The following is a 15,423-nucleotide window of genomic DNA, read 5'->3' on the forward strand; positions in this document are numbered from 1 at the left end:
CAAATCAATTTTTCTTCATATTTTTCAATATGTTAAAGGGATTCTGAGGCTTTTCAGAGGCATCGGCAGACTCATCACCCCCTCCAAATGAGGAGGCATGTGGCTGACAAGTGCCCTCTGGATGCTTTGGAATTAAAGGGAGGGAGAGGAGGATTTCGTCCTCGATTAGCCCCAAAAGGTCAAAGTGCTGGCTTGCTACCAAAGGCTCCTGTTGGTCATCCTCCATAGGAAAGGCATCCGCTGCCTCCTCGGTGGCAACCAGGACAAATCGGCTCTCTTGAGCTAAATCTAGGCAACAGTTCTGCAAACAGCTCTGACAAATAAGGTGAATCCGCCCTTTTACGGCCAATTCCAGAATTTGCTGGGCTTCAGAGCCTGGAGAATCAGCAAAATGGGTCTTTACCTGCCAATGGAAGCCATCACCCGGCTCAATACTAGAAGCCTCTTCAGCCACTCGCGGCAAGGCTTCAATCTCCAGAAATCCAGCCCCTTGATAGGACTGAGGGGCGCAAAAATCGATCCGACTCAAAGCCTTGGGATCGGTGGATAGCTCAACTTGAGGTAAAACTTGATTACGATTCATGACATCAGTCTAAATGAAGGCTTCAGCGAAAGTACAAGTAGCGATGAGTAATTCTGCAAAAAAACTAATTCTGGCATCCACCTCGGTCTATCGTCGAGAGCTCTTAGAGCGCCTACGCATCCCTTTTGATGTCATCTCATCCAAGGTTGATGAAACCCCTCTGCCTGGTGAAGGCACCGTTGATCTAGCCTTACGCTTAGCCAAAGCAAAAGCTACTGCAGTAGCCAAAGATCACCCCGAGGCCTGGGTCATTGGCTCTGATCAAGTGGCCGACCTTTGTGGTGCAGCAATTGGTAAACCAGGAAACTTTGAGCGCGCCATGGCGCAACTACAACTCATGCGCGGTGCAACGGTGACTTTTCAAACAGCGCTATGTCTGATGCGGGGTGATGCAGAAACAACTGTCAATATTCCTACGCAAGTTACCTTTCGCAAACTATCGGATGATGTTCTTCAGGCATACCTTCATGCCGAAGAACCCTATGACTGCGCTGGTAGTGCCAAATCTGAAGGCTTAGGAATCTCACTCTTAGAATCCATTCAGAGCGATGATCCCACTGCATTAATCGGCTTGCCATTAATTGCGCTGAGCGGGCTCTTGCGTGATGCGGGTTTTGTCATTCCAGTAAAGAAATAAAAGAACGAAACTAAATAAATGAGCTCAACCTTAGGCGCCCTCTTTTTAATTCCCAATACTTTGGGTGATGATTCTTGCGTTGAACAATTGCCGTGGGTGCTGCCCAATGAAACCATTACCCAAACAGCCAAGCTCACCAACTGGATTGTTGAGGATGCAAAAACCGCCCGTGCGTTTTTAAAGGCAATCAATAGCGTTTCACCTTTAGCTTGCACCATTCAAGAAATGCAGATGAGTGAGTGGCGTGGTGTTGCACGCAATGCTAAGTACGGTGATGCCGTTAAACCAATAGACCTACTCAAACCCCTCATCGCTGGTAAAGACATGGGGCTCATGTCAGAGGCTGGCGTTCCAGGAGTTGCAGACTCAGGTGCAGAGCTTGTATTGGCAGCGCATAAGTTAGGCGCCAAAGTGAAACCCTTGGTTAGCCCAAGCTCTATTCTGTTAGGTCTGATGGCTAGCGGCTTAAATGGTCAACGCTTTGCGTTCCAGGGTTATGTACCGCATGATGCGCAAGACCGCATTGCACGATTGAAGCAACTGGAAGTGGAGTCTAGAAAGTTACAACAGACACAAGTCTGGATTGAAACGCCGTATCGTAATACCGCCATGTTGATGGCTTGTTTGAGTGCACTGTCACCGCAATCATTATTGTGTCTTGGCATGGATCTCAGCCTACCAAGCGAAACCATTACAACGCTTTCGATTGCGGACTGGCGTAAGCGCTTCCCAAATGAAGCTGCCTGCGCCCCACTACAAAATAGGCCAGCAGTATTTCTATTGCTGGCCTAGGTGTTTGATCTACTACTTTATTGATCTATCGTTTTTACTTTAGATCAGGCGTCTTAATTAAAGCCTTGCCAGCTGCAGCGCCAACCTCAGCACCGAAACGTTTAGCAACACGCTCTGCGAAATTCTCTTTCATGGTGTAGTCCAGAATGTCCGGCGCTTTAAAGATATCGCGCGCTACAGTCTCTACCGTGCCATAGCCATCCACTAAACCAATGTTGATTGCTTGCTCACCATTCCAAACGCGACCCGAGAACATTTCCGGAGTTTCTTTGAGACGATCACCACGACCTGCTTTAACCACCGCAATAAATTGCTGATGAATTTCATCGATCATGGTCTTAATCATCTCTACTTGCTGTGGATTTTCTTTGGAGAACGGATCCATCATTCCCTTGTTTGAGCCAGCAGTAATCATGCGACGAGTCACACCCAACTTATCCATCAAGCCAGTGAAACCAAAACCTTCCATGATCACGCCGATAGATCCCACCAAACTCGCCTTATCAACCAGAATTTGATCTCCCGCGACGGCCACATAGTAACCACCTGAGGCACAAATATCTTCCACGACGACATACAGTGGTTTAGTCGGATAAAGCTTGCGTAAGCGATGAATCTCATCATTCATCATGCCAGCCTGCACTGGAGAACCGCCAGGGCTATTAATACGCAAGACAACACCTACGCTATTCTCATTTTCGAATGCAGATGTGAGTGACGAGTTGATGTCTAAGGCATTTGCCATCGAGCTTGAGGAAATCTCCCCTTCGATCGTTACCAAAGCGGTGTGCTTCTCTGTACCCATACCGCGACCAGGTAGATTGAAATCAAATACTGTCAGCACTACGCCAATAAAGATGATCAGAGTGAGGATGCGAAAAACTGCTTTCCAGCGACGCGCCTTACGAGTCTCTTTTAAATTCTCCAGCAATAAATGCTCAAGAGCTTGACGCTCCCAATTTTGATTCGCGTTCTCGGATTGATTTTGATCCATCTTTTTTAATCCTTAATGACTAACTAGTTTTTTTAACAGTGAGATTGTCGCTAAGCCATTGACTTAGCTGTGAGACATCATCTACATGCATTAATGATGGCGCCTCTTTTAAAGTGCTCGGAGGGTGTGCGCCATAAGTTACTGCTACCGCATCAACGCCTGCATTAGCCGCCATATCTAAATCATGGGTGGTATCGCCAATCATCAACATCCGACGCATCGGAACTTGCATGACATCAGAAAGCTCCAAGAGCATTCCAGGATGGGGCTTTGAGAAAGACTCATCTGCAGTGCGTGTCTCATGGAACATCTGCCCTAACTGATGATGCTGTAGAGATCGATCCAAGCCCACGCGGGATTTACCTGTGGCAACACCTAATAGGTAGCCATCCTCACGCAAGCGATGCAGTAGCTCACGAATACCTGGGAATAAATCCAACTCGTGATCTTTAGCGAGATAGCGATAACGAAAGCGCTCAGTCAACCTGGGGAAATGTGCTGGCTCAATCCACGGCACTGCCCTTCTGAGTGAATCCTGAATACCCAAACCAATAACTGAACTCGCAAGAGTGTCGTCCGGCTCTTTGAAACCCAAATCCCGACACGCCTGCTGAATACAGTTCACGATCGTCGGCGTGGAGTCCATGATGGTTCCATCCCAGTCCCACACGATCAGGTCGTAACGTCTATCGGGTATTTGCTCTTCAGGCATTGCTAGGCACTTCAAAGGTTTTTATCATGGCAGTAAATTCAGCAGGTAGTGGTGATTCAATGCGCATTTTCTCGCCAGTACGGGGATGCGTAAAGCCAGCCAAGTGGGCATGCAGATACAGACGTTTGGATTTCACAATCTTGTCTTGGTCTTCAAAGCCGTATTTATTGTCACCCAAAATCGAGTGACCCAATTTTTGGAGATGTACGCGGATTTGGTGAGTACGTCCGGTTTTGAGCTGAGCCTCGGCCAAGGTGATTGCCGTATCTCCACGCTTCATTACTTTGGTAACACGCAAAGCGGTATGGCTTGGCAGACCATCTGGGTCAACGCGAACACGACGCTCACCGTTGGCCAATAGGTATTTATGTAATGCGAACTTCAGTTGCATAGTGCCCACACCTTGAGCAATCTCGCCATGGGCTAGCAAGTAGTAACGCTTGTCTGTTTGACCTTCGCGGATCTGGCGATGTAATTCTACTAAAGCGCTGCGCCTTTTAGCTAAAAGTAGGACGCCGGAGGTATCTCGATCCAAACGGTGCACCAACTCCAAAAATTTGAGCTCAGGCCGTGTAATACGCAAGGTCTCAATCACGCCCAGGGCAATGCCTGAACCACCATGAACTGCCAAACCTGCTGGCTTGTTCACTATTAATAGAGCCTCATCCTCAAACAAAATAGGCATTTTGTCGGAATAGCCCTGCGCCCGATTCTTAGTTTGGGCGGTATTGACTGCCGCCATTTGGGCAGGCTCCGCAATCCGAACTGGTGGAACTCTGACCACATCCCCCTCAACCAATCGCGTAGTTGGTTCAGCCCTTTTCTTATTCACCCGAACCTCGCCAGAGCGAATAATCCGATAAACGTGGCTTTTAGGAACCCCTTTGGCCCAGCGCAAGAGATAGTTATCCAAGCGCTGGCCAGCCTCTTCTGGACCAATGATCTGAAGATGAACGGCGGCCGGAGCACTGGTTTTTGCCTGCAAAGACTTGGAAATGGGTTCGGATTTCATGATTTATCTCTCTTGCCACCCCGACGGAGGTCGACAAGGGACTTAACAATACCCCATTGTCCTTCAACTTGTGCCGTATAATCAATGCTCTAGCCAATTTATTGGCCCGAGACTAGCCTGATTCAGGCTCGAATCGTGGAGCTTGGAGTCGCCCTTAATAGACTCCCGGGGTTGCCCCTCCCCCGTTGTAATGAGGCGCAGGGTTGGTGTGCCGTATGCCGCGACCCGCGATTAGAAGACAGTTTTCAGGCGCGCGCCTGCATTGATGACCTAAAGGAGGTCTCTGCGGCGATCGTCAAGTGTGGCACCGGTTTAACAACATTGAACTTGGTGTACTAGGCAATAAATGCCTGGATTTGCTTGATCCACACTCCAAAGCCGCCAATGGGCTATGCCCCAAGCGGCATCTAACCTGTCCCTAACGCAGCGCGCAACGACGCACTCCCAATAGGAGAGTGTTATGAAACGCATGTTATTTAATGCAACTCAACAAGAAGAGTTGCGAGTTGCCATCGTCGATGGTCAAAAACTCATCGATATCGATATCGAAGCTGCCGGTCGTGAACAACGCAAAGGCAATATTTACAAAGGCGTTATTACCCGCATTGAGCCTTCGCTCGAAGCTTGTTTTGTAAATTATGGCGAAGAACGCCATGGCTTCCTGCCATTTAAAGAAGTTGCCCGCACCTACTTCAAAGAAGGTATTGATGTCCGTAATGCCTCCATTAAAGATGCTTTACGCGAAGGCCAAGAAATCATTGTTCAGGTAGAAAAAGAAGAGCGTGGCCAAAAAGGCGCTGCTCTCACCTCTTTTGTCTCCCTAGCAGGCCGCTATTTGGTATTAATGCCAAATAACCCACGTGGAGGCGGTGTTTCTCGTCGTATTGAAGGTGAGGATCGTCAAGAACTCCGTGAAGCAATGTCCCAATTAGAAGTGCCAGATGGTATGAGCATCATTGCTCGTACAGCCGGTATTGGCCGTGACGCTACTGAATTGCAGTGGGATTTAAGCTATCTCATGCAGTTGTGGACCGCGATTGATGAAGCCGCTAAAGGTAATTCAGCACCATTATTGATTTACCTCGAATCCAGCTTAGTGATTCGTGCGATTCGTGATTACTTTCAGCCAGATATCGGTGAGATTCTCATCGATACGGATGACATCTACGAGCAAGCTGCAGCCTTTATGTCTCTAGTAATGCCGGATAACTTGCCTAGAGTGAAGCGTTACCAGGACGATGTTCCACTGTTCTCCCGCTTCCAAATCGAGCATCAGATTGAAACTGCTTACTCACGTACCGTGCCATTGCCATCCGGCGGCGCGATCGTGATTGACCATACTGAAGCTTTAGTTTCAGTGGACGTCAACTCTGCGCGCGCAACCCGCGGCTCTGATATTGAAGAGACTGCAACCCGCACCAACTTAGAAGCTGCCGATGAAATCGCTCGTCAAGCACGTTTACGTGACTTGGGTGGCTTGATCGTGATCGACTTCATTGATATGGAATCGAGTAAAGCACAGAAGGATGTTGAGAATCGTTTACGCGATGCTCTGCGCCACGACCGTGCTCGCGTTCAAATGGGCAAGGTCTCCAAGTTTGGTTTGATGGAAATGTCACGCCAGCGTTTACGCCCTGCTCTATCTGAGGGTAGCCATGTAACCTGCCCACGTTGTAACGGCACAGGCCATATCCGCGATACTGAATCTTCTGCATTGCAAGTCTTGCGCATCATCCAAGAAGAGGCAATGAAAGAAAATACTGCTGCTATTCATTCGCAAGTTCCAGTCGAAGTGGCTGCATTCTTGCTCAATGAAAAGCGCGCTGAAGTCATCAAGATTGAGACACGCTTCAAAGTTAACGTCTTAATGATTCCAAACAAGCATTTAGAAACTCCGCATTACAAGCTCGAGCGTTTACGTCATGACGATCCACGTCTTGATGACCAAAAAACAAGCTATGTGATAGCTGAAGAAGCTGCTGCTGAACTCGAAACAGATACCGCAGTAAGTCGCAAAGATGCCGACGTCAAAGTTCGCCCAGAAGCTGCTGTTAAAGGTATTACGCCAAATGCACCAGCACCTGTAAGTCAGCCACGTCCTGCGCGTACTGAAAAAGCCAGCACTGAAACTGCGAGCTCCGGTGGATTCTTCGGATTTATTAAGAGCCTATTCTCTTCAACACCTGCGCCAGAAGTGAAGCCTGCTCCAAGCGCACCACGTGGTCGCAATCAAAACAACCGTAACGGCAATAACCGCAACCGCGGCCGTCGTGGCGAACGCAATGATCGTGGTGAGCGTTCAGCCGAAGGTGCAGCAAGCGCCGAAGGTACAAATGCTCCACGCGAAGCGAGTGCAGGTAGAGGTCGTCAAGATGGTCGCAACCGCAATGGCAATAACGGCAATCGCAATCAAAATCCAAAATCAGAAAACCCAGCTGCGGTAACTCCAGCTACTGAGGCTGCTCCCGGCACTGATGCAGCACCGAGTGCAGATGGTGAAGAGCGTCGTGGTCGTGGTCGCAACCGTCGTGGTCGTGGTCAACGTGGTGAGCGCACCGAGTCTACCGGTGATGCAGCGATTGCTTCTGTTGTTGCAGTAGCCACTTCATTCTCAGGTCCTCCAGTTGGAATGGCTGGGGCATCCGCTTCCATGCCGATCCAGAACCTTGCCCAAAGTTTTGGAAACACGGTTGCAACTGTAGCCCCTAAGGAATCGAAAGATCGTGCACCACGCACACCTAGAGAACCAAGAGAGCAACGTGCACCGCGTCAGAACAATCGCCCTGATAACACTACTGCAACACCTACCCCACAGGTAGCGGCTACAGTCGTAACAGCAGCAGCGATTGAAGTGATTGCGAAGCCAGTGCCTGAGCTCCCTAAAGTTGCCTTCCAGGCATTAGAGGAAACTCCATTGCACAGCGTAGTTCAATCTGCTGGCATGGTCTGGGTAGCAACAGACTCTAGCAAGCATCAAGAAGCGCAATCGCAAATCAAAGCTGAGCCAGAAGTTTTACCTATGGGTAGAACTCCAAAGACTCCTGTTAACTTGCAAACTGGTCCAATGGTTTTAGTTGAAACCGGCGGCCAAGAAAAAACGGTTTAATCCAATTTCTCCAGACTGCTATTTATCCCACAAGGATATTTGGCGGTTTGGCAGAAACACCGTTTCACAGCCATAATGAGACATGGTTGAAAAAGTCATTCCCATACGTGTAGATGAAGGCAAAGGCCTTACGCCGTCCATTCCTGGGCAGCTTGTTGCCGCCAATACTTCAACCAAAGATACTCGGAGGCGCCCATTAAGGGATTTACGAATCTCCGTAACTGATCGATGTAATTTCCGCTGCACCTATTGCATGCCTAAGGAAATCTTCGACAAAGACTATCCCTACCTCTCTCATAGTGATTTGCTGAGCTTTGAAGAGATTGCTCGCCTAACAACTATCTTTGCGTCTCTGGGCGTAGAAAAAATTCGCCTTACCGGTGGTGAACCATTACTGCGAAAAAATCTTGAAGTGCTTGTTGAAATGCTGGCCAAAGTTCGCACTACAGCGAATCAACCGCTTGATTTAACACTCACTACCAATGGCAGCATTTTGCGCAAAAAGGCAGCTTCATTAAAAGCGGCAGGCTTGCATCGCCTCACCATTAGTCTGGATGGCCTAAATGACGACATCTTCAAAAAAATGAATGATGTCGACTTCCCGGTGACAGATGTACTGGATAGAATTGCTGCGACTCAAGAAGTAGGCTTCACTAATCTCAAAGTCAACATGGTTGTTAAGAAGGGTACAAACGATCAAGAGATTATTGGCATGGCCAAGCACTTCAAAGGTAGCGGCATTACGCTACGCTTTATTGAATTTATGGATGTGGGCAGCTCGAACGGTTGGGATATGTCACAAGTGCTCCCCTCTCAAGAAGTTGCCAATCGTATTAATGCCGTCTTCCCAATAGAGCCAATTGAGGCCAACTATCCTGGTGAAGTAGCGCAGCACTGGCGCTATCTTGATGGCTCCGGTGAAATTGGCTTTATTTCTAGCGTGACGCAAACTTTCTGTCATGAGTGCACGCGCGCTCGCATTTCCACCGATGGACAGATGTATCTCTGCCTATTTGCAAACGAAGGTTTTGATTTCAAAACTCTCTTGCGTTCTGGTAGAAGTGATTTAGAAATTGCCAACGCCATCATGTCCACATGGTCCGGACGCAATGATCACTATTCAGAAATTCGGGGATCCAATACCGCTGGATCGAAATCCTCGCGCAAGGTAGAAATGTCTTACATCGGCGGCTAATGATTACCTCAGAACACATTACTGGACTCATTTTGGCAGGAGGTCGCGCTCAGAGAATGGGTGGCATCGATAAAGGTTTAATCCCTTTTCATGGCAAGCCCCTGATTGAATCTGCCATTAGTCGACTCAAGCCTCAAGTCAGCATCATTCTGATTAATGCCAATCGCAGTATTACCAAGTATGCACACTACGGTTATCCAGTACTCATGGATGAAACTCCCGACTTCTCCGGCCCCTTAGCTGGTTTTTCAGTAGGTCTCAAGCACTGTAAAACACCTTACTTACTTACATTACCCTGCGACTCCCCTTTATTGCCGGACGATCTTGCCCAAAAAATGGCAGCTGAACTGGAGAGCAATAATCTAGAGCTCGTCTTTGCCTCCTCAAAGGAAGAAGATGGCAAGATTTGGTCTCAGCCTGTTTTCTGCTTAATGAAAAGTCACTTGCAGGAATCCCTGGATACCTTTTTAAGTAAAGGCGAATTAAAAATTGATCGCTGGTTTAAAGAGTTGCGATCTGGCACGGTAGTTTTTGAAAATCCACAAGCGTTTGCCAATGTGAATACACCAGAAGAGTTAGCGGTTTTAGAAAAAATATCTTCATGTCGAACTTAAAGCATATACCTCCAAGCGATCCAATTTATATCAGCGGCTCACTGCATGTTGCCCAAGCTCGCATAGCGATCTCCGATCTAGTAAAAGACTTAATCACCGAATCACATGAAGGTGCTGAGTCTGGCGCTATTGAATGCATCACGTTAGATCAAGCTATCGATCGCATCCTGGCGAAAGATTTGCTCTCACCGATTGATGTTCCTGTTGCCGATAACTCAGCAATGGATGGCTTTGCATTTAATGGCGATTGCTTAGGTCAAAGCGAAGATCTTATTAACCTCAACGTGATCGGCACTGCCTTTGCTGGCAGGCCCTATGAAGGTAGCATTGCTCCAGGGGAATGCATCAAGATCATGACTGGCGCCCTAATGCCAAATGATTGCGATACCGTGATCCCCCATGAATTTACAGAACCCCAAAGTCCTGGTGATGACTCGATCGTGTCATTCAAGGCAAACCGAGTGAAGTGTGGTGAAAACCGACGCTTGCGTGAAGAAGACTTACAACAAGGTAAGCCAGCAATTGCTGCAGGGCGATTATTGCGTCCTTCTGATCTCGGTCTTGCTGCCTCCCTCGGCATCTCCGAACTTGAAGTCCATCGAAAGTTAAGGGTCGCCATACTCTCTTCAGGCGATGAATTACGCCCATTGGGACAAACATTAGAAGCTGGCAATATTTACGATAGCAATCGCTATAGCTTGATCGGATTACTCAAGCGCCTGGACTTAGAAATCATTGATTGCGGAATTGTGCGTGATGATCCCGCGTCACTGAAAGCTGCCTTTATGGACGCTGCCTCAAAAGCAGATGTCCTCATCTCTTCTGGTGGCGTCTCTGCTGGTGAAGCGGACTTCACTAAGCAAATCATGCAAGAACTCGGTGATGTGGGTTTTTGGAAAATCGCTATGCGGCCGGGTCGCCCCATGGCTTTTGGGATGCTGAGGCCAGTTCAAGACTCCAGCCGTAAAACCCTCTTCTTTGGCTTACCCGGAAATCCAGTAGCAGTCATGGTGACCTTCTATCAATTTGTACGGTCCGCCTTATTGCAACTCAATGGCGCAAGCCAGACTGAGCCGCCAATAATGCAGGCGATTGCCGAGGCACCCATTAGAAAGCGCCCAGGCCGGACAGAGTTTCAACGTGCCATTTTGGAGCGCGGCACAGACGGAAAGCCTATAGTCAAACTGACTGGCAGCCAAGGTGCGGGAATTTTGCGATCAATGAGTGAGGCCAATTGTTTTGTGATTCTGTCTCATGAGCAAGGAAATGTGGCTGCTGGGGACTGGGTAGATGTGGCGCTTTTCGATGGACTGCTTTAAGATTGCACCTCATGAAACTCACCAAAAAAGAAATTGTCTTCCTAGACCCAATGCATACCGCCAAAACTCTGGTTTTGGTTTACCTGTGCTTCTCGGTTCCTATTGTGTTGTTAGCCTTATTTGTGGCATTCATTCGTGATGGTGCGATACCTGGATTTACCGTACTATCAGCACTGATACTGAATGCCATACTTGGCTTCGCACTGCTGTGGATTGCCTGCAAGGTTTACAACTGGGTAGCAGAAAAATTTGGTGGGATCGAACTGGCTCTTCGTGAGCTTCCAGAAGAAATTGAAGCCGACTAATTTCTTAGTCGATTTCATTTTTCCAGCTTATTTGACTGTCTCTTACTTAAGCACTTAATACTTCAGTATTAATTAAGCTTGGTGGTTTTTTTCCATCAAGTGCTGCTCGTAAATTTTGTACTGCGAGATCAACCATCGCTCTACGCGTTTTTTCTGTAGCGCTGGCAATGTGTGGAGCCAACACAATATTGCTGCACTTGAGTAACTCCGGATGCACTTGAGGCTCACCTTCAAAAACATCTAAGCCTGCCGCAAATATTTTTCCACTTTGCAATGCTTGCGCTAACGCTGCATCATCCACAATACCGCCGCGAGCAATATTAACCAGGGTTGCAGACGGTTTCATCATGGCGATTTCTGCAGCGCCAATCGTGTGATGATTTTGAGCTGTGTACGGTAGAACCAGTACAACATGGTCAGCAGTGCGGAGTAACTCTTCTTTCGACACATAAGTGGCACCGCACGCTTTTTCATCAGCCTCAGATAAAGGGTTGCGATTGTGATAAATCACCTTCATCCCAAAACCTAAGGCACGCTTAGCAATACCTTGACCAATACGGCCCATACCGATAATTCCAAGAGTACTGTGATGCAAATCCATTCCCAGTGGGTTAGTCACAATCGACCATTGCCCCCACTTACCAGCTCGCACCCAATGCTCCGATTCCGTAATCCGCCTTGCAGTTGCCATTAACAAAGCAAAGCCAAAATCAGCCGTTGTATCCGTAAGAACATCAGGGGTATTAGTGGCCATGACACCAGCAGCAGTAATCGCTGGGACATCAAAATTGTTATACTCGACAGAAATATTGGCGACCACCTTCAAATTTTTAGCTTCGGAAAGGGCGGTAACATCAACCCTCTCACTGCCCGTTACCAAAGCCCCTTCAACCTCTGAAAGCGCTTTTTTTAGCTCCTCAGGGGTCGTTACTTTATCGAGCTGGTTAGAGAGAACCTCATAGGACTCCTCCAATTTGGCTAGCGCCTCAGGAAATATCGCCCTGGCGACCAAAATCTTAGGTTTGGAGGAAGTTGTGGAGTGATTTGCTGGAGTGTTCATAGCGTAACTGTACCTCATCTAAATTGCGGATTTTGCCTGAAAGATAGGCTGATTCAGCTAAAATTGAGTTTTTATAACTTGGCAGTCCATTGGTATGGACGCCTTACCAGCACACCATCATGACTTACGTTGTTACCGAAGCTTGTATCCGCTGCAAATACACTGATTGCGTTGATGTCTGCCCAGTCGATTGCTTTCGTGAAGGCCCTAACTTTTTAGTAATCGATCCTGATGAGTGCATCGATTGCGCGGTATGTGCACCTGAGTGCCCAGTCAATGCAATTTATGCAGAAGATGATGTGCCTGGTGATCAGCAGGCCTTCATCAAACTCAATGCTGAATTGTCACCTTCATGGACATCGATTACCAAATCTAAAGCTGCACTGCCAGAGGCAGAAGAGTGGAAAGACGTTATAAATAAACTTGACCAACTGGTAAAGTAAATTGCACTCCCCCATTGAAACCGATGCAGTCATTATTGGCGCCGGTCCAGTGGGACTCTTCCAAGTCTTCGAACTTGGACTTCTAGAAATTAAAGCGCATGTCATTGACTCTCTTGCTGAAGTAGGCGGTCAATGTATTGAGCTCTATCCAGATAAACCAATCTATGACATTCCGGCAATTCCGGTTTGCACTGGTCGCGAACTGATTGGCAATCTACTCAAACAAATTGAGCCATTCAAGCCACAGTTCCACTTAAATCAAGAGGTCTCCACCCTAGAGAAGCAAGCTGATGGCCGCTTTCTGATTCGGACAAGCCAAGATCAGCAATTTTTAACTAAGGCTATTTTTATAGCTGCTGGTGTTGGTGCATTTCAACCACGAACACTCAATCTGGATGGCATTGAGGCTTTTGTAGATAAACAGGTCTTCTATCGCGTCACAAACCCTGAACAATTTGCAGGCAAGTGCATGGTCATTTGTGGTGGCGGAGATTCCGCGCTAGATTGGGCCTTACATTTTGTTGATCATGCTGCAAGCGTCACACTAATTCACCGAAGAGACGAATTTAAAGCGGCTCCTCAATCAGTGGCCAAGATGCGCGCTCTTTGCGCCGCCGGGAGGATGCAACTCATCATCGGACAAATTACCGGTCTTGAAACCTCTCATGACAAACTCACTGAAATTGCTGTCACCAATATTGATGGTGAAATTCAAAATATTGGCTTAGATGCACTCTTATTGTTTTATGGCCTCTCCCCCAAGTTGGGCCCTATTGCTGACTGGGGTCTCGATATCGATCGCAAGCAAATTGCTGTGGATACGACGGCCTGCTTTCAGACTAGCACTCCTGGTATTTACGCTGTCGGAGACATCAATATCTACCCCGGCAAGAAAAAATTAATTCTGTCTGGCTTTCATGAGGCGGCATTAGCAGCCTTTGCTGCCGCAGCCTATCTGGCCCCAGAAAAGCAGATTCAGCTCCAGTACACCATCACTTCCCCAAAGCTCCATAAAGCGCTTGGGGTAAGCCCACCGACATTCGAGTAAGCTCTTAATATCACTGAATCATTTAGCTGAATAAACCTATGCGTCAATATCACAACCTCATGAAGGAAGTCCTCGAAAAGGGCGTCCAAAAGTCTGATAGAACCGGAACTGGCACCATTTCCATCTTCGGTCACCAGATGCGCTTTAATCTGGCCGAAGGCTTTCCGATGGTCACCACCAAGAAACTCCATCTTAAGTCCATCATCTTAGAGTTGCTATGGTTTCTCAAAGGCAGCACTGATAACAACTGGCTCAAAGAGCGTGGTGTTTCTATTTGGAATGAATGGGCAGCCCCTGATGGTGACCTGGGTCCAATTTATGGCTACCAGTGGCGTTCATGGCCTGCGCCCAATGGTGAGCATATTGACCAAATCGCTGAAGTTGTAGAGACCCTTAAAAAAAATCCTGACTCACGTCGCATTATTGTTTCTGCGTGGAACGTGGCTGATATTCCTCGCATGGCTTTAGCGCCTTGCCATGCTTTCTTTCAGTTCTATGTTGCTGAGGGAAAACTTTCTTGCCAGCTATACCAGCGCAGTGCCGATATCTTCTTAGGCGTACCTTTCAATATTGCTAGCTATGCCCTACTGACCCACATGATGGCGCAGCAGTGTAATTTAGAGGTAGGTGGCTTTGTCTGGACTGGCGGCGACTGCCATCTGTATAGCAACCATTTAGAGCAAGTAGATCTTCAACTATCGAGAGACTTCTTCCCGCTACCCAGGCTCAATATTTTGCGCAAGCCAGATTCCATTTTGGATTATGAATTCGAAGATTTTGAAATTGCTGGCTATGAATCCCATCCCGCCATTAAAGCTCCAGTAGCTGTTTAAGAAATGAGAAACTCATGACTGTAGCCAAATACCCCGCTATCTCGATGATTGTTGCCCGCTCACGTAATCACGTGATTGGTCGTGACAACCAAATGCCTTGGAAGATTTCTGCTGATCTACAGTTCTTTAAAAAAGTGACCATGGGTCATCCAGTCATCATGGGTCGCAAGACTTGGGAATCTATTGGTCGCCCGCTTCCTGGACGTCGCAATATTGTGGTGAGTCGCAATGCTGACTTACAGCTCACAGGCGCAGAAGTCGTCAACTCACTCGATGCAGCACTCACTACTTTGAATGAATTCCCACGCGTATTTGTGATTGGCGGAGAGCAACTCTTCACCCAAGCATTCCCGAAAGCAGATCGTCTTTACATCACAGAAATTGATATTGATATTGACGGTGGCGACACCTTCTTTGAAGTTCCCAATCCAGAGGAATGGAAAGAGATTGAGCGCACCCCAGCGTCTGAGAGGGAGATTGCATTTAATTTCATTACGCTTGAGCGCAAATAAAAAATCATCCCTCATTAAAAGCTATTTTTATTAAATTACCCTCAACATCAAGGTTAGCAAATGCACCTCTTAAGCCGTATTACTTTTGCATCAATCTGTTTACTTTCCGCCAGCCAAATAGCTAATGCTGCCGGGAATGCCGACACCATTTTCTATGGCGGTGATATTGTCACAATGAATAAGGCGCAGCCTGCAGCTGAAGCTGTGGCTATTCAGGGCGGGAAAGATTGCCAAGGTCGGCTCTTTATCCCAAGTTAA

Annotated in this window: 17 protein-coding genes; 12 read left to right on the plus strand and 5 right to left on the minus strand. The window is 47.6% G+C overall.

What is annotated here, in order from left to right:
- Window positions 1-4 precede the first annotated feature (4 nt).
- Window positions 5-583: a YceD family protein gene (locus DXE44_RS06690; protein WP_114653677.1), complete on the minus strand. Its 579-nt coding sequence runs from the start codon at window positions 581-583 to the stop codon at window positions 5-7.
- A gap of 43 nt (window positions 584-626) precedes the next feature.
- Between DXE44_RS06690 and DXE44_RS06695 the strand changes: the two genes are divergently transcribed.
- Together DXE44_RS06695 and DXE44_RS06700 are read left to right on the plus strand one after the other, a co-directional pair.
- Window positions 627-1,220 carry a Maf family nucleotide pyrophosphatase gene (locus tag DXE44_RS06695; RefSeq protein ID WP_114654382.1) on the plus strand — a complete coding sequence of 198 codons (594 nt, stop codon included), beginning with the start codon at window positions 627-629 and terminating at the stop codon, window positions 1,218-1,220.
- A gap of 18 nt (window positions 1,221-1,238) precedes the next feature.
- Entirely contained in the window at window positions 1,239-2,012 is a 774-nt protein-coding gene (locus tag DXE44_RS06700) for an SAM-dependent methyltransferase (RefSeq protein WP_114653679.1), read from the plus strand.
- A gap of 34 nt (window positions 2,013-2,046) precedes the next feature.
- On the opposite strand, the gene DXE44_RS06705 is transcribed toward DXE44_RS06700, so the two are convergent.
- From DXE44_RS06705 to DXE44_RS06715, 3 genes are read right to left on the minus strand one after another with little or no spacing between them, the layout of a single operon-like run.
- Window positions 2,047-3,006, minus strand: a complete 960-nt coding sequence (locus DXE44_RS06705) for a S49 family peptidase (RefSeq protein ID WP_114653681.1) — start codon at window positions 3,004-3,006, stop codon at window positions 2,047-2,049.
- A 19-nt stretch (window positions 3,007-3,025) separates the two neighbouring features.
- A complete protein-coding gene (locus DXE44_RS06710) occupies window positions 3,026-3,718 on the minus strand; it encodes an HAD-IIIA family hydrolase (protein WP_114653683.1) in 693 nt (230 codons plus the stop codon).
- Window positions 3,711-4,730: an RluA family pseudouridine synthase gene (locus tag DXE44_RS06715; RefSeq protein ID WP_114653684.1), complete on the minus strand. Its 1,020-nt coding sequence runs from the start codon at window positions 4,728-4,730 to the stop codon at window positions 3,711-3,713. Before DXE44_RS06715 ends, DXE44_RS06710 begins: the two co-directional genes overlap by 8 nt.
- 460 nt (window positions 4,731-5,190) lie before the next feature.
- Between DXE44_RS06715 and DXE44_RS06720 the strand changes: the two genes are divergently transcribed.
- The 5 genes from DXE44_RS06720 to DXE44_RS06740 all read left to right on the plus strand — a co-directional run bounded on the left by DXE44_RS06720 (window position 5,191) and on the right by DXE44_RS06740 (window position 11,269).
- Complete coding sequence (locus tag DXE44_RS06720; RefSeq protein WP_114653686.1) at window positions 5,191-7,836, plus strand: Rne/Rng family ribonuclease; 2,646 nt, start codon at window positions 5,191-5,193, stop codon at window positions 7,834-7,836.
- A gap of 82 nt (window positions 7,837-7,918) precedes the next feature.
- Window positions 7,919-9,031 carry a GTP 3',8-cyclase MoaA gene (gene moaA / locus DXE44_RS06725; RefSeq protein ID WP_114653688.1) on the plus strand — a complete coding sequence of 371 codons (1,113 nt, stop codon included), beginning with the start codon at window positions 7,919-7,921 and terminating at the stop codon, window positions 9,029-9,031.
- A complete protein-coding gene (gene mobA / locus DXE44_RS06730) occupies window positions 9,031-9,645 on the plus strand; it encodes a molybdenum cofactor guanylyltransferase MobA (protein WP_114653690.1) in 615 nt (204 codons plus the stop codon). The genes moaA and mobA overlap by 1 nt, the downstream gene beginning before the upstream one ends.
- On the plus strand, window positions 9,633-10,964 hold the full coding sequence (gene moeA, locus DXE44_RS06735; protein ID WP_114653692.1) for a molybdopterin molybdotransferase MoeA: 1,332 nt from the start codon (window positions 9,633-9,635) through the stop codon (window positions 10,962-10,964). Before mobA ends, moeA begins: the two co-directional genes overlap by 13 nt.
- Before the next feature lie 11 nt (window positions 10,965-10,975).
- Window positions 10,976-11,269, plus strand: a complete 294-nt coding sequence (locus DXE44_RS06740; RefSeq protein WP_114653694.1) for a hypothetical protein — start codon at window positions 10,976-10,978, stop codon at window positions 11,267-11,269.
- Between the two features lie 46 nt (window positions 11,270-11,315).
- Here DXE44_RS06740 and DXE44_RS06745 read toward each other — a convergent pair whose 3' ends face one another.
- Entirely contained in the window at window positions 11,316-12,329 is a 1,014-nt protein-coding gene (locus DXE44_RS06745; protein ID WP_114653696.1) for a 2-hydroxyacid dehydrogenase, read from the minus strand.
- 119 nt (window positions 12,330-12,448) lie between these two features.
- Between DXE44_RS06745 and fdxA the strand changes: the two genes are divergently transcribed.
- Genes fdxA through DXE44_RS06770 form a run of 5 tightly spaced genes read left to right on the plus strand, consistent with a single transcriptional unit; the run spans window position 12,449 to window position 15,423 of the window.
- Window positions 12,449-12,772, plus strand: coding sequence for a ferredoxin FdxA (gene fdxA / locus DXE44_RS06750; protein WP_114653698.1), 324 nt, complete (start codon window positions 12,449-12,451; stop codon window positions 12,770-12,772).
- A 1-nt stretch (window position 12,773) separates the two neighbouring features.
- Window positions 12,774-13,820 (plus strand): NAD(P)/FAD-dependent oxidoreductase, encoded by a 1,047-nt coding sequence (locus DXE44_RS06755; RefSeq protein WP_114653700.1) that lies wholly within the window; start codon window positions 12,774-12,776, stop codon window positions 13,818-13,820.
- A 38-nt stretch (window positions 13,821-13,858) separates the two neighbouring features.
- Window positions 13,859-14,653, plus strand: a complete 795-nt coding sequence (locus DXE44_RS06760; protein WP_114653702.1) for a thymidylate synthase — start codon at window positions 13,859-13,861, stop codon at window positions 14,651-14,653.
- 14 nt (window positions 14,654-14,667) lie between these two features.
- The gene (locus DXE44_RS06765; RefSeq protein ID WP_114653704.1) at window positions 14,668-15,165 is read left to right on the plus strand and encodes a dihydrofolate reductase; all 498 of its coding nucleotides are present in this window, start codon (window positions 14,668-14,670) and stop codon (window positions 15,163-15,165) included.
- Window positions 15,166-15,225: 60 nt separating this feature from the next.
- Complete coding sequence (locus DXE44_RS06770) at window positions 15,226-15,423, plus strand: hypothetical protein (RefSeq protein ID WP_114653706.1); 198 nt, start codon at window positions 15,226-15,228, stop codon at window positions 15,421-15,423.

It is taken from the genome of Polynucleobacter necessarius (assembly GCF_900095175.1).
Classification (GTDB): domain Bacteria; phylum Pseudomonadota; class Gammaproteobacteria; order Burkholderiales; family Burkholderiaceae; genus Polynucleobacter; species Polynucleobacter necessarius_I.

What these genes read in the sequence shown, in the direction of transcription:
- DXE44_RS06695 (WP_114654382.1), top strand. Translation starts at nt 627, where the DNA reads ATGAGTAATTCTGCAAAAAAACTAATTCTGGCATCCACCTCGGTCTAT.
- DXE44_RS06705 (WP_114653681.1), bottom strand. Translation starts at nt 3,006, where the DNA reads ATGGATCAAAATCAATCCGAGAACGCGAATCAAAATTGGGAGCGTCAA.
- fdxA (WP_114653698.1), top strand. Translation starts at nt 12,449, where the DNA reads ATGACTTACGTTGTTACCGAAGCTTGTATCCGCTGCAAATACACTGAT.
- moeA (WP_114653692.1), top strand. Translation starts at nt 9,633, where the DNA reads ATGTCGAACTTAAAGCATATACCTCCAAGCGATCCAATTTATATCAGC.
- DXE44_RS06745 (WP_114653696.1), bottom strand. Translation starts at nt 12,329, where the DNA reads ATGAACACTCCAGCAAATCACTCCACAACTTCCTCCAAACCTAAGATT.
- DXE44_RS06690 (WP_114653677.1), bottom strand. Translation starts at nt 583, where the DNA reads ATGAATCGTAATCAAGTTTTACCTCAAGTTGAGCTATCCACCGATCCC.
- mobA (WP_114653690.1), top strand. Translation starts at nt 9,031, where the DNA reads ATGATTACCTCAGAACACATTACTGGACTCATTTTGGCAGGAGGTCGC.
- DXE44_RS06760 (WP_114653702.1), top strand. Translation starts at nt 13,859, where the DNA reads ATGCGTCAATATCACAACCTCATGAAGGAAGTCCTCGAAAAGGGCGTC.
- DXE44_RS06765 (WP_114653704.1), top strand. Translation starts at nt 14,668, where the DNA reads ATGACTGTAGCCAAATACCCCGCTATCTCGATGATTGTTGCCCGCTCA.
- DXE44_RS06770 (WP_114653706.1), top strand. Translation starts at nt 15,226, where the DNA reads ATGCACCTCTTAAGCCGTATTACTTTTGCATCAATCTGTTTACTTTCC.
- DXE44_RS06700 (WP_114653679.1), top strand. Translation starts at nt 1,239, where the DNA reads ATGAGCTCAACCTTAGGCGCCCTCTTTTTAATTCCCAATACTTTGGGT.
- DXE44_RS06720 (WP_114653686.1), top strand. Translation starts at nt 5,191, where the DNA reads ATGAAACGCATGTTATTTAATGCAACTCAACAAGAAGAGTTGCGAGTT.
- DXE44_RS06710 (WP_114653683.1), bottom strand. Translation starts at nt 3,718, where the DNA reads ATGCCTGAAGAGCAAATACCCGATAGACGTTACGACCTGATCGTGTGG.
- DXE44_RS06715 (WP_114653684.1), bottom strand. Translation starts at nt 4,730, where the DNA reads ATGAAATCCGAACCCATTTCCAAGTCTTTGCAGGCAAAAACCAGTGCT.
- moaA (WP_114653688.1), top strand. Translation starts at nt 7,919, where the DNA reads ATGGTTGAAAAAGTCATTCCCATACGTGTAGATGAAGGCAAAGGCCTT.
- DXE44_RS06740 (WP_114653694.1), top strand. Translation starts at nt 10,976, where the DNA reads ATGAAACTCACCAAAAAAGAAATTGTCTTCCTAGACCCAATGCATACC.